15 protein-coding genes and 2 pseudogenes are annotated in these 13,091 nt (G+C 55.8%); 1 reads left to right on the forward strand and 16 read right to left on the reverse strand.

Going from position 1 to position 13,091, the window contains the following annotated elements; genetic code table 11:
* The 7 genes from H8K04_14370 to hisH all read right to left on the reverse strand — a co-directional run bounded on the left by H8K04_14370 (position 1) and on the right by hisH (position 5,952).
* Complete coding sequence (locus tag H8K04_14370; GenBank protein ID UVT15001.1) at positions 1–1,824, reverse strand: DNA primase; 1,824 nt, start codon at positions 1,822–1,824, stop codon at positions 1–3.
* A gap of 147 nt (positions 1,825–1,971) precedes the next feature.
* Positions 1,972–2,316, reverse strand: a complete 345-nt coding sequence (locus H8K04_14375; protein ID UVT15002.1) for a histidine triad nucleotide-binding protein — start codon at positions 2,314–2,316, stop codon at positions 1,972–1,974.
* Between the two features lie 90 nt (positions 2,317–2,406).
* Positions 2,407–3,075: a bifunctional phosphoribosyl-AMP cyclohydrolase/phosphoribosyl-ATP diphosphatase HisIE gene (locus tag H8K04_14380; GenBank protein UVT15003.1), complete on the reverse strand. Its 669-nt coding sequence runs from the start codon at positions 3,073–3,075 to the stop codon at positions 2,407–2,409.
* Positions 3,076–3,079: 4 nt separating this feature from the next.
* Positions 3,080–3,862 (reverse strand): imidazole glycerol phosphate synthase subunit HisF, encoded by a 783-nt coding sequence (hisF, locus tag H8K04_14385; protein ID UVT17997.1) that lies wholly within the window; start codon positions 3,860–3,862, stop codon positions 3,080–3,082.
* Between the two features lies 1 nt (position 3,863).
* Positions 3,864–4,601: a 1-(5-phosphoribosyl)-5-[(5-phosphoribosylamino)methylideneamino]imidazole-4-carboxamide isomerase gene (gene hisA / locus H8K04_14390; protein ID UVT15004.1), complete on the reverse strand. Its 738-nt coding sequence runs from the start codon at positions 4,599–4,601 to the stop codon at positions 3,864–3,866.
* Positions 4,602–4,603: 2 nt separating this feature from the next.
* Positions 4,604–5,353 carry a hypothetical protein gene (locus tag H8K04_14395; protein ID UVT15005.1) on the reverse strand — a complete coding sequence of 250 codons (750 nt, stop codon included), beginning with the start codon at positions 5,351–5,353 and terminating at the stop codon, positions 4,604–4,606.
* On the reverse strand, positions 5,344–5,952 hold the full coding sequence (gene hisH, locus H8K04_14400) for an imidazole glycerol phosphate synthase subunit HisH (protein ID UVT15006.1): 609 nt from the start codon (positions 5,950–5,952) through the stop codon (positions 5,344–5,346). Before hisH ends, H8K04_14395 begins: the two co-directional genes overlap by 10 nt.
* 262 nt (positions 5,953–6,214) lie before the next feature.
* On the opposite strand from hisH, the pseudogene H8K04_14405 reads away from it, so the two are divergent.
* Positions 6,215–6,627: pseudogene (locus tag H8K04_14405) on the forward strand (DUF86 domain-containing protein).
* A gap of 63 nt (positions 6,628–6,690) precedes the next feature.
* Here H8K04_14405 and H8K04_14410 read toward each other — a convergent pair.
* The 9 genes and pseudogenes from H8K04_14410 to prmC form a co-directional block, all read right to left on the reverse strand.
* A complete protein-coding gene (locus H8K04_14410) occupies positions 6,691–7,029 on the reverse strand; it encodes a hypothetical protein (GenBank protein UVT15007.1) in 339 nt (112 codons plus the stop codon).
* A gap of 683 nt (positions 7,030–7,712) precedes the next feature.
* Positions 7,713–7,823, reverse strand: a pseudogene (gene hisB, locus H8K04_14415) (imidazoleglycerol-phosphate dehydratase).
* 2 nt (positions 7,824–7,825) lie between these two features.
* The gene (locus tag H8K04_14420; GenBank protein UVT15008.1) at positions 7,826–8,047 is read right to left on the reverse strand and encodes a hypothetical protein; all 222 of its coding nucleotides are present in this window, start codon (positions 8,045–8,047) and stop codon (positions 7,826–7,828) included.
* Positions 8,028–8,312 (reverse strand): BrnT family toxin, encoded by a 285-nt coding sequence (locus H8K04_14425; GenBank protein UVT15009.1) that lies wholly within the window; start codon positions 8,310–8,312, stop codon positions 8,028–8,030. The genes H8K04_14420 and H8K04_14425 overlap by 20 nt, the downstream gene beginning before the upstream one ends.
* 20 nt (positions 8,313–8,332) lie before the next feature.
* On the reverse strand, positions 8,333–8,941 hold the full coding sequence (hisB, locus tag H8K04_14430; protein UVT15010.1) for an imidazoleglycerol-phosphate dehydratase HisB: 609 nt from the start codon (positions 8,939–8,941) through the stop codon (positions 8,333–8,335).
* A complete protein-coding gene (gene hisD / locus H8K04_14435) occupies positions 8,938–10,221 on the reverse strand; it encodes a histidinol dehydrogenase (protein ID UVT15011.1) in 1,284 nt (427 codons plus the stop codon). The genes hisB (H8K04_14430) and hisD overlap by 4 nt, the downstream gene beginning before the upstream one ends.
* Positions 10,218–10,916 (reverse strand): ATP phosphoribosyltransferase, encoded by a 699-nt coding sequence (locus H8K04_14440; GenBank protein ID UVT15012.1) that lies wholly within the window; start codon positions 10,914–10,916, stop codon positions 10,218–10,220. Before H8K04_14440 ends, hisD begins: the two co-directional genes overlap by 4 nt.
* Positions 10,917–10,925: 9 nt before the next feature.
* Positions 10,926–12,194, reverse strand: a complete 1,269-nt coding sequence (gene murA, locus H8K04_14445) for a UDP-N-acetylglucosamine 1-carboxyvinyltransferase (GenBank protein ID UVT15013.1) — start codon at positions 12,192–12,194, stop codon at positions 10,926–10,928.
* Positions 12,195–12,204: 10 nt separating this feature from the next.
* Positions 12,205–13,083: a peptide chain release factor N(5)-glutamine methyltransferase gene (gene prmC, locus H8K04_14450; GenBank protein UVT15014.1), complete on the reverse strand. Its 879-nt coding sequence runs from the start codon at positions 13,081–13,083 to the stop codon at positions 12,205–12,207.
* Positions 13,084–13,091: the final 8 nt, after the last annotated feature.

Here is a 13,091-nt window from a genome sequence, read left to right on the forward strand (position 1 = left end):
CTACTCCTTCACCAATGAAACCACACCGGCGGCCTGCGTGCCGGCTTTCCGCATCCGTACTTCGTTGATCTTCGCGTTCAACAAACGCGCATCGTCCACCCGACCTTCGCGTTCGGCCGTTTTCAGTCCCGCAATAAGCTCCCTCAGCGCCTGTTCCGATCGCTTTCGGTCCAGACGATCCAGACAATCGTTGATGTGAGCCGGCACGTCGTCGAAATGATCCTCACGAAGCGACAGCTCCGTGGCCAGGGTCCCGCAATCGGGATCATCCATGGACTCATCCAATACCGGCTGGATCTGAATGCGTCCGTCGCGGCCCACGTGGGTCAACGCCAGTTTCACAAGCTTGCGACAGGCCTCCACAGAAAATTTCTCTGGCTGCAGACGCCGCACATCGGTCGCCGAAAGCATGCCACCCAACATGAGGACCACCAAGTCCCGCTCTTCCGGCATGCCTTTGAAGAGGAAATCTACCGTCTTACCTGCACCCCCTGGTCGCGCTGTCCCGGAATCCTGTCTCTGCCGGGCAATGAGTGCGGGATAGCGTTCGATCAAACGCGATTGATTGATTCCCAACCGTTCGGCCGCAACTTTGAGGCGTTCTTCCCGCTCGATCGGATGTTCGCTCCTCTGTAGAATTCGGAGGATCTCATCCACGCTGCGGATTCTGCCCTCGATCGTACCCGCTTCCGTCGCCTTGAGACTATGCTCCAACGCGAAGTCCAGTAGACTCGGCGCCTGTTCCTCCAAACGTACGAACGAGTCGGGACCATGTTTTCGAACATACGTGTCGGGATCCTCGCCTGCCGGTAACGTGACCACTTTGACCCCCAACCCGCTGTTCACGAACAAATCCAACCCCCTCAAGGCTGCTCGCACCCCTGCGGCGTCCGGATCGAAGAGCAGAACGACATTGTCGGCAAAACGCCGCATGATTTGTACATGTTCAGGGGTCAAGGCGGTGCCCAGCGTGGCGACGGTATGTGCAATGCCGGCTTGATGCAGCGCAATCGCGTCAAAATATCCTTCGACCACAATCACGGTTTTCGTTCGGCCGACGGCGTCACGCGCGTGGTCCAAAGCAAAGAGCGTCTGGCTTTTCTTGAACAGAGGGGTGTCCGGTGAATTAAGGTACTTGGGCATGCCCTCGCCCAGCACGCGCCCGCCGAACCCCACCACGCGCTTGCGAAGATCGGTGATCGCGAACATCACCCGGTCATGAAATTTGTCGCAATAGCCCGACCCGTTTTTTCTGGGACTGATCAATCCGGCGGTAAGAAGTTCGGCGGTTGAGAAGCCCTGCTTCGTCAATGCTCTGAGCAAGCCATCCCATTCCGCCGAGCCGACGCCGATCAAAAAGCGATCAATAGTAGCTTGTTGAATTCCACGGGCTTCCAAATACTGGCGCCCACCGGTTCCGATTCGACCATCCCGCAGGTTTTGCTGGAACCAGAGCGCCGCCGCCTGATTCAGCTGCTCAAGCCGTTGCAGCTGTGACATCTGAGCCTGGGCATGCGGAGAAGCCTCCTGAACCTCGATCCCGACCTTTCGTCCAAGATCCCGAACCACGTCCGGGAAACTTTCACCGGTCAGCCTGGTCAGAAATGTAAAGACGTTCCCGCCTGCGCCACAGGCAAAGCAGTGAAAAATTTGTTTGGAAGGACTCACCGTGAAAGAGGGATTTTTGTCCGCATGAAACGGGCAGAGCCCTTTGAGATTCTGTCCGGTTCTGGTGAGGGAGATATGTTGTCCGACGACATCGGCAATGTCGACGCGATCCCTGATCCGGTTGATCACATCTTCAGAAATCAAACCTCTACCCACGAGAGCCGGGCTCCTTCATGCCGTCTCGCACGACCGGACGGAACGGTTGCTAAATGACTAGAATAATTGACCGAGTAGACTAACAGACGAAAACGAAAGGTGTCAATTGACTGAGAACGAAGCCGGCCGGCATTTTCACCATCGGGTTCAGCCTGGAGGCCAACTCATGTGTCGCCCGCCGAGCACGTGAAAATGGAGATGGAAGACCGTCTGCCCAGCATCTCTCCCGGTATTCGTCACCAGCCGATAGCCGGACTCCTGAAGCCCTTTAAGGGCTGCGACTTTTGTACAACTCATCAGCAATCGCGCCAGCAAGGATTCATCGCCGGCCCCGAGATCCTGAATGGCCGACACATGCCGTTTGGGGATCACCAGCGTATGGACAGGCGCTTGAGGATGAATGTCGTCAAAGGCCACGGTGTGCTCATCCTCTTGGACCAGCTTCGCCGGAATCTTCTTCTCCACGATCTTACAAAAGAGACAATCGCTCATATCGACCTCATGAAGCAGGTTTCTTTTTCCACTATGCGAGGCCGGATCCAACCATCGAACCAAGCAGCGCTCGTCGAGGATGGCCTATGCCTACTTCTCCAACCGCAAGCCCGGCTTCCCAAATCTACGTCCCAACTCTTCATAAATGTCCTGCAACGAAATATCGTGGTACCCTAGGACCATCAGCGTGTGGAAAAACAGATCGGCGATCTCGTAGACGACCTCCTCTTTCTTACCGCCTTTTGACGCCAACAGGACTTCCCCGGCTTCCTCGGCCACCTTTTTGAGGATTTTGTCATGCCCCCCCTCGAATAGCTTCGAGGTATAAGAGCCTGCCTGCGGGGTGGAGCGGCGATCTTTGATGGTCCGGAGCACGCTTTCAAGAATTCCTCCCTGGGCATCTTGTGAGTTCGGACGAACGACACGGCCTTGTTCATCTAGTCTCGAAAAAAAACAGGCCCGTTCCCCTGTATGACAGGTCGGCCCGGCCGGTTGAGCTTTCACGAGAATGGTGTCATCGTCGCAGTCAATGAAGAGCTCTTTCACATGGAGCGTATGACCGGACGTTTCCCCCTTCTCCCATAGCTTGTTTCGGGACCGGCTCCAAAAATGCACCCTTCTTGTGGCAACCGTCTTGGCAAGCGCTTCCTGATTCATATACCCGAGCATCAACACTGTCCCATCGAGCCAATCCTGAATCACCGCCGGGAGAAGGCCCTGCTCATCGAATTTAAAGCGATCAACCTCTGTTTGGTTCATTCGATCACGCGACTCGAGCGATAGTATGATTGATGCGGACTGGGACACCACGTTCCTTTAAATAGGCCTTCGCTTGGGAGATCGTATAGGTCCGAAAATGAAAAATGGAAGCGGCCAAGACCGCGTCCGCTTTGCCCTTCACAAAACCATCGTAGAGATGGTCGAGCGTCCCCACTCCACCCGACGCAATCACAGGAATCGGGAGGGCTCCTGATACGGCGGCTGTCAGGTCCAAATCGTACCCGGTCTGTCGGCCATCCTGATCCATGCTGGTCAATAAGATCTCACCGGCGCCGTACTGTTCCATCCGCTTTGCCCACTCGACCACATCGAGTCCGGTCGGTTGCCGCCCACCATGCGTGTAGACTTCCCAGTGCCCCCCCGTGGCTTGCTTTGCGTCGATGGCCACGACGATGCATTGCGTGCCGAACCGCTGAGCGGCTTCTTGCACGAACTCAGGCCGTCGGACCGCTGCGGTATTGATGCTTACTTTATCTGCCCCTGCATTCAATAAGGCTCGAATATCGTCGAGCGTTCCCACGCCGCCGCCGACCGTTACCGGCATGAATACACGGGCCGCCGTCCGCTCGACGACGTCGATGATCGTCTTCCGATTTTCATGCGAGGCTGTGATATCCAAAAAACAGAGTTCATCCGCCCCTTCGTGATCATACCCCACGGCTGCTTCAACCGGATCACCGGCATCGCGGAGATTCACGAAGCTGACACCCTTGACCACTCGGCCCTCTTTGACATCAAGACAGGGAATGATGCGCTTGGTCAGCATGTCACCCGGCGATGGGATTGGGAGTAAGAGCGGCGACTGCGGCCCGATAGTCCAGCTTGCCATCGTAGAGTGCCTTGCCGACAATCGCTCCCTCAATTTTGGGACCAAGCGACTGGACCGCACGAAGATCCTCTAGACGAGCAATTCCTCCCGAGGCGATCACCGGAAATGGCGAGGCGTCCACGATATCTTTCAAGGCAGACAGATTCGGCCCGCTCAGCATGCCGTCTCGCGCAATGTCGGTATAGATCACCGCCCCAATGGCACAACTCGAGAGGTCTTTCAGGAGTTCGATCGCTTTGACATCCGACACGGCTGTCCAGCCCTTGACCGCCACTCGGCCGTCCCGCGCATCGAGCCCAAGCACGATCCGCCGCGGATATTCCCGGCAAGCCTGATCGAGAAAGGCCCGATCCATCAGCGCGGCCGTACCGAGCACCACGCGCGAGATGCCGGCACTCAGATACTGCCGAACCGTTTCCAGAGTCCTGATGCCGCCACCGACCTGAACCGATATACTGACCGACCTCATGACGGATTGGATGTACGGCAGATTCTTGGGCTCGCCGTCGACCGCTCCGTTCAAATCCACGACGTGGATCAAAGCGGCTCCGCTCTGTTGCCACCTGCATGCGACTTCCGCAACATCGTCAGAATAGATCGTTTCGGCGGCCATATCGCCTTGCCGGAGCCGCACGCAACGCCCGTCCTTCAGATCGATGGCAGGAATAACCAACATAATTACTTATCCTCCGCCGCGCCGAATGGAAACTCTTTCAGGATCTCGTCGACACCGTATTCTGCCAGTTCATCCGCCGTGATGAAGGCCCATCGCTGCAAAAACCCCATAAGGTCTTCGGTCATGGGCCGCTGACGTTCATAGTATCCCCCAGCCCAGAGCACTTGCCCGTCCGACGCCACCACCTTAACATTAAAGCCGACGGTCGCCGGAGGATTGGCCCCTAATCGACTGCCGACCCGCTCTTGGTACACGGATACGAGACCCATCAATGCGGCATCCGCCTTCAGGCGTTTCGCAACTTCGGCTGCGGCTTTCTCCGGCCTCATTCCAGCCTGCGCTCCATTACCCAAGGAAACTCTCGCCGAATCGGCAGGAGACAACACGCGAACCCCTTTTCGATCCTGCAGGCGCCCCCAAAACAGCTCCGTCACCTTCTCAGCCGCATATCCCGGCACAATCATCGTTTGCTTCGGAGCGGGCTGCGTATTCGGCGGAATCACCAAAGAAATATCGGACCGGCGGACGCTGTCGGGAGTCGGGAGGTAGAGTTCGCCTTGATCAGGTGCTTGGGGCGTCGCGATCGATGTAAACGGTATGAGGGCAATGGATCGAATGGCATACCGGGGGAGTTCATTGGACAACTTCGTTTCGACTTTTGGTCCGCTGCAGCCTATCTCGATGCCCCCCAGCGCCACGAGACCGACCGCAAGAATCATACGGAACAGCCGGACATGCCGCATCACTCCCATGCTCCAAAATTCTTGATCAATTGCAGCCCTACCGCTTGACTCTTCTCCGGATGGAACTGGCACGCCACCACATTGTCCTTCCAGATACTCGACGTGAAGGGGATGCCGTATGTCGTCGTCGTAGCCGTAATCTGCTTGTCGCGTGGTTCCACAAAAAACGAATGGACGAAATACCAATCGGCCCCGTCCGGGATATTCTCGAATATGGGACAATGCCGTTGGATGCTGACCTGATTCCAGCCCATGTGTGGAACCTTGAGGGCCCGCTCCTGTGAAAAGGGTCTGACTTTCCCCGGAAGAATGTCGAGCCCCTCATGAGTGCCGAACTCTTCACTCTCGGTGAACAGGAGCTGAAATCCCAGGCAGATCCCCAAAAACGGCTTTCCCGACTGAATCGTGGTCTTGATCGGCTCGATCAAACCATACTGTCTTAAGTTCGCCATGCAGTCCCCGAACGCCCCGACACCCGGTAACACCACGTGGCTGGCATTCTGAATTGTCGACGCATCGCGTGTGACAATCGCCTGGTGTCCGACAGCCTCAAAGGCTTTCGAAACACTGCGCAAATTCCCCATGCCGTAATCAATAATGGCAATCATGTCAGTCACACGTAAGAGGCCGTAACAATACCGCAACTGAACGGTTCCTGCCACTGGCAATCTGTATCGCCAAGTTCACTGGATACCGGGAGTACGGAGTCGAAAGTCCAAGTGTTTCAATTGACAGGATGAGACTGAACCAGTTTCAAGGTCAGCGAACGACTACAAGGAGAATTCGAGGATCTTGTCTGCTCGGCCTATGCCCGTCTGAGGAAAGAGCGGCGAGAAATTCTCAACGAGATTCGCATGCGCGGATCGGTATCTGCCGGATGATGTGGTCATCAACAAGGTCACCAGTCTGGAACCCTGCGTCGAAAGAATCCGCACGGTCTACGGTGGCATAGCGTCCAACCTCTATCAGGACCTTACGACACAGGATTCCATTCTGCTCAATCTCCAACGAGCCTGCGAAGTTTCGATCGATCTCGCGATGCATGTCGTGAGAAAGTGCACGCTGGGCGTCCCGCGAGACGCCGGGATGCGTTCGACCTCTTGCAAGCTCATTCCCTGCCCGATGAGGCATTAGCCGCAGCAATGAAGCGCATGGTGGGATTTAGGAACGTGGCAATTGAGGAGTATGACAAGTTGAACCTCGATATCGTTAAATCCATCATTGCCACCAAACTCGACGATATACTGAGGTTCGGCAAGCACTTACTACGGTCGGAATCCTAGATCGACTTGTTACTTTTTGTCCTTCGAAGAATCAACACTTACAACTAACACGAATTGCCCTTTTTACTGCACGGCCTTTCCTAGCGCCAGGCAGACGACTTCTGATGCTCCCGCATCAAGAAGCAGTTTCTTACATGCCATAAGAGACGCTCCTGCTTTTACGATATCGTCTAACAACAGAACCGTCTTTGATTTTACGAGCAACTCATTTTGAACTTCGATACTATCCAGGTGTCGCTTTAGTCTTTTCCTCTCCCTCAACTCCTTGAGCTTATGCTGAGGGGGGTCGATTTTTCTGATGCGAATTAGGCAAGAAGTCGCATCGATACGACCGGCCTCAGAAAGCTTGCGGACCAATTTAGAGAGTCCCCAGTTAGGCTTGTCAGGGTCATGGCTAGGCACGATTGCTATCGGAAATCCTTTTTTGAGGATAGGGTCCAGTCGATTAAAGAAATATCCAACATTGCCCTCTCCAGATTGTTCCTCACCTAAAATCTAAGTATTGTGCTCCCATTCTTGCTTTAATCCGTCAATCCTGTTGGTATGGAAGAGGTACTCAGGAGAGCTTTTCAGCAGAGGACGAGCACGATACAGCCCCAAGGCTAGAATCCGACAAGATATGGGCAATTGTGAAAACTCGTCACCACCTATTGGATGCTCAAAGTCTAGTTTTGTGCGGTCAAGAACTCCGGTTAGGTCATCATAGACCTCCAAGTCTTCTTCAGCGGCGAAACGAAAGGAGTGATGCTGATGAATATAAACGCGACACTGCATTCCATCAGGGTTGACCTTATTCCCCTCGAATGATTGCCGATTATCTGTCCACCCTCCTATCCAACCTTCATACGCACTGGCGCGATGCTTCACCCTCGTCCCCAACTCAATTTTCTTCCAAGCCGTAGATAAAACCTCTTTCCAACGAACGGGCACCTCGTCACCAGGTCAGACAATCAAAACCCTCATTGCTAGGAAGTTAGTTCGAATGGTCCTTGAGTCAGTCTATGGCCAATAATCAAAGACACAGGGCAGGCTCCCTTTCAGAAACCTGCCCTGTGGAGAAATCATATTCGGCTGTGCTTCTTGCGTTATAAGATCCCCTTCGTCGAGAGCACCTTCCCGGCCAGTCGCTCCTCCAGCATCGTCGCTTGGTCGAGCACCTTGGCCAGCGCCTTGAAGATCGCTTCCATGATGTGGTGCGTCACGCCGTCAGTTTTCTCGACGGTTTTCCTACTACTCGAACCAACGTTCGTAATGCTTCGTTCACGGACTCCGACGTACGGAATATTTTTGCGACATCGGGCGAGAGTACGACAACGTTACTGCCTTCTGCATACCGATTTGCGTACTTCCCGCGAACACCCTTGCTAAAATCGTACTCCGGCAGCATGTCGGGCCGCCTCTCACGGAGAAGCTTCTTCATAGGTGTTCCTTTCACGGCGCGTAGCAGGGCGAGCACTGATGATACGGATGCGTCCGCTTCGGTCCGCATGGACTACTACGAGCAACCGATGCTTCGATGAATGCCCCAATGTCACACACCGATGCTCCCTCACCGAATGGAAAGGGTCGTCGATCGTGACCGACAGTGTGTCGCCAAATACGGTACTCGCTTCTTCAAATGAGATGCCGTGCTTGCGGAGGTTCTGTCTGGCCTTTCGTTCATCCCATTCGAACAGCAGCCCCATTCATACCCCACCCCAATCCGCTACAGCATACCCTTGGTCGAGAGCACCTTCCCGGCCAGTCGCTCCTCCAGCATCGTCGCTTGGTCGAGCGCCTTGGCCAGCGCCTTGAAGATCGCTTCCATGATGTGGTGGGGGTTACGGCCATAGAGGAGATTCACATGGAGGTTTAGGCCGCCGTGGGTGACAAAAGCCTGAAAGAAATCCTCGAACAGGCCGAGATCGAACGCCTTGATCTTTCGATCCGGCAGATTCACGTTGTAGACGAGGAACGGTCGGCCGCTGAGATCGACGGTGACCTGCGCCAATGTTTCATCGAGCGGCGCCGAGGCAAACCCAAATCGCTTGATGCCCGCCTTCTCACCCAAGGCCTGGTGCAGCGCCTTCCCCATCACAATGCCGACATCTTCCACCGTGTGATGTTCGTCGATGTCGAGATCGCCCTTGGCGTGTACCGTCAGATCGAAAAACCCATGTTTGGAGAGCAGCTCCAACATATGATCGAAAAACCGGATTCCGGTGTCGATCTTCCCCTGTCCGCTGCCGTCCAGGGTCCACTCGACACGGATGTCGGTTTCCTTGGTGGCGCGTTGGATGCTGGCTTGTCGTGGTGCCGACCCGTTTTTCTTCATGAGAACCTGCTCTGTGCCGACTTGGCATGCGCGTCGAATCCTTCGATCTGCGCCAACCGGACCAACGGATCTTTGATCTTGGCCAGTTCTTGTTTCGTGTAATGGACGATGTTGCTGACCTTCACATAGTCGTTGACGGACAGCGGTGAGAAGAAGCGCGCGGTTCCACCCGTCGGCAAGACGTGATTCGGCCCCGCCATATAATCGGCGACTGCCGGCGGCGTATAGCGCCCCAAGAACAATGCTCCGGCGTGACGGATCTTCTCGAGATAATCGAAGGGATTATCCACTGAGAGCGTCAGATGTTCCGCCGCGATTTCGTTGGCTACCGCTATGGCTTCGTCCATGGTGGGCACGACAAACGCCACGGAATGGTGCGCAATCGACTTTGACGCAATCTTTTCTCGTTTCAGCCCTCTGAGTTGATCCTCGATCAATTTCGATACATCCTTGGCCAACCGCTCGGAGGTCGTGACAAGGAATACCTGCGCGTCCTCGTCATGTTCGGCTTCGCAGAGCAGATCGGCAGCCACATGGGCGGGTTTCGCGTCCTCGTCAGCCACCACCAGCAATTCACTGGGGCCAGCAACCATGTCGATTCCCACGGTACCATAGAGCAGTCGCTTGGCTGTGGCGACGTAGATATTTCCTGGTCCGACGATCTTGTCTACTTGCCCGATCGTGTTCGTCCCATAGGCAAGGGCCGCGACTGCTTGAACTCCACCGACGCGGTAAATTTCCGTGACCCCGGCAATGTCGGCCGCAACCAGCAAATACGGGTTAATCGCGCCCTTCTGGGGCGGCGTGACCATCACGATGCGAGGCACACCGGCTACTTTGGCTGGAATTGCGCACATCAGCACGGAGGACGGATAGACCGCCTTTCCTCCAGGCACATACACCCCGACGGCGTCGACCGGTCCGACGACTTGTCCCAGCGTGGCATCCCCGTCCTGATACATCCATGTCTTCGTCCGCTGCCGCTCATGGAAGGAGGTGATCCGTTGGGCTGCCAGACGAAGCGCGTCCCCTTCGTCTTTCCTGATATGAAAGTAGGCGTTCTTGATCTCTTCCGGCGTCACACGAAGTGCGTCGGCTTTCAGCGCCACCTTATCGAACTGCTTGGTATAACGAAGGACCGCTTTATCGCCGCCTCGCTCGACCGCTTGCAGGATTGTGCGCACGATCTTTTCAACTGCCGCGCCGGTCGTCCGACCTCGAAGAGCGGCTTTCTTCAAGGATGGGAGAAAGTTGCGATCTGCCTGCGTGACGATCTTCATGAACGAACCATCTTTTTCCTGCGCGCGCCGGTGGTCGATGGGCGACCGTTACCGGATAGAGAACGCTGGTTCGGCACCACAGCCCGAAGCTTGCGTATCAACATCATCAGTGGTTCCTGCTTGAGTCGAAGGCTCGCCCGATTGACGACGAAACGAGCCGTCGATTGGGCAATGACTTCTACTTCGACAAGATCATGCGCTTTGAGTGTGCTGCCGGTCTCGACCAAATCCACGATTCGATCCGCCAGTCCCACCACCGGAGCCAACTCAATGGAGCCGTATAACTTGATGATTTCAACCGGAATTCCACGCGTGTTGAAATAGCGCTCGGTGATTCGAGGGTATTTCGTGGCGATGCGAATCTTGGACGACAGGCGATCATTCGATGCCTCTCCCTGGAGCGCGGCGACGGAGATTCTACACGCTCCGAATCCCAAATCCAATGGTTCGTATACGTCACTATCCTGCTCCATCAAGACGTCTTTTCCGACAATTCCGGCATCGGCACCCCCATATTCCACATAGGTCGGCACATCGCTGGGGCGAACAATGAGAAACGTCATATCATTTTCGGGACTGACAAAGATCAGCCGGCGGCTCTCCCCCGACAATCCGGCAATTTTGTACCCGGCTCGGCGGAAGAGATCCAGCGCGGATTCTATGAGTTTTCCCTTGGATAGTGCGATCGTCAACATCGACAACCCCTAGTGAGTCTTCGCCGTAACCTGCCGGCGCCGAACGTCGGCCCCTAACGCTCCTAGTTTCTCTTCGATCCGCTCATACCCCCGATCAAGGTGATAGACCCGTTGGACTTGAGTCGTCCCCTCTGCAGCCAAACCCGCGACAATCAGACCGGCACTGGCACGAAGGTCGGACGCCATGACCGGGGCACCGGTGAGTTTCTTTCGTCCGGTCACAACCAGTCGATTACCCTCCACACGGATATCAGCTCCCATCCGTCGCAATTCTTCCACATGCATGAACCGGCTCTCAAACACCGTCTCCGTTACCACACTTGTACCTTCGGCCAGGCTCATCAAGGCAACCACCTGAGCCTGCATATCGGTGGGAAACCCAGGGAACGGCAAGGTTTTCACGTCGGTTCCCCTAAGTTTGTCAGGCATGGTCAAACGCACCAGGTCCTTCTCCTCCTGCACATCAGCCCCCATCTCGCGCAACTTCATCAGCACGGCCTCAAGGTGCCCCGGACGGCAGTGCCTAGCCGTCACATCGCCGTGGGTCATGGCAGCCGCAGCCAGGTAGGTGCCGGCCTCAATGCGATCAGGGATCACTTCGTGGTCTCCGCCATGGAGCTCACGCACGCCTTCGATCGTCATCACGTCTGTTCCGGCCCCTTGGATTCTGGCGCCGCGCTTCACGAGAAAGTCGGCAAGGTCCACGATCTCCGGCTCCTTCGCCGCATTCTCCAGTACAGTCACGCCTTCGGCCAGCGATGCCGCCATCATGATGTTTTCGGTACCGGTTACCGTCGGTGTGTCACAGTAGATGTGTCCACCCCTCAATCGTTTCGCCTTGGCCGTGATATAGCCATGTTCGATCGCGATGTCAGCTCCTAATTTCGCCAATCCCGCCAAATGAAGGTTCACCGGCCTGGAGCCAATCGCGCAACCTCCGGGAAGAGACACTTTGGCTTCGCCCCACCGTGCAACCAAGGGTCCAAGCACCAATACGGATGCGCGCATGGTCTTGACAAGGTCGTAGGGAGCCTCGGTCGATTCAATCACACCGGCTTGGATGACCGCGCGATTCCCCTCGTGCGAGACCTTGGCACCGAGAATTCCCAGGAGCTTTCCCATTGTGAGCACGTCAACGACCCTTGGCACATTGGTGATCACACATTCCCCGCCGCCCAGAATGGTTGAGGCCAGAATCGGGAGCGCGGAATTCTTTGCACCGCTGATGGGGACTTCCCCATACAGCCGTTTGCCGCCGTTGATGAGAATTTCATCCATGCAGTGGTTCCTACCCTGCCCGCCTCGCGATGAGGACTCGTTCAATACCGGCCTCATCTTTTACAGATTGAAGTCCCGTGTAGCCTCCGGTTTGTTCCGCCGCCTGTCGCACAAGCGCTCCCTGTCCCAGGCCGATTTCCATGACGAGTAATCCATCAGGGACAAGGAATTCCTTCGAGTCTTGGAATAATCGTTCGTGGACCTCCGTTCCTCGTGGCCCGGCAAGCAAGGCACCGCGAGGCTCGAAATTCCGCACCTCAGGTTGAAGGCGAACCCATTCCTCGTCAGAAATGTATGGAGGGTTGGAGACAATGACATCAACCGCTCTACCCACATCACGGTCTCGAAGCGGCGATACGAGATCCCCTTCTATCCAGACAATCTTGTCACCCACTCCATGTCGCTCTGCATTACCCTTTGCGACCGTCAGCGCAGCAGCGGAACAATCAAGAGCAAGAATTCGCACCCCCTCGAGAACGGTCGCGATCGTCACGGCAATACAACCTGACCCTGTACCAACATCAACAAGCGTCGCACCTTTGGCAAGCCCACCCTCCTTGAGAACAGCCTGGACCAGCAGTTCCGTCTCCGGTCGAGGAATCAGCACCGCTGGGTTCACACGAAACTCGAGCCCGCAAAACTCTTGCGTGCCCAAAATGTACTGCAGGGGTTCTCGTTTTATCCGCCGAGACACCAAGGCTTCTGCCCGCGCCAGGTGATCGGGGGTCACCGGTTGTTCCGCCCGACTTGCCAACTGATGGTGCTCCAGACCCAGAGCATTGGCCAACAGCCATACGGCTTCCTGTGCTGAGTTGGCGGTCCCAGAGCGATCCAATGCCTGGCGCGTCCACGCCATAAGCGTACCGACCGTCTTCAGCTCAGTATTCATAGAGACTT

Origin of the sequence: Nitrospira sp. (assembly GCA_024760525.1) — a bacterium.
Taxonomy (GTDB): domain Bacteria; phylum Nitrospirota; class Nitrospiria; order Nitrospirales; family Nitrospiraceae; genus Nitrospira_D.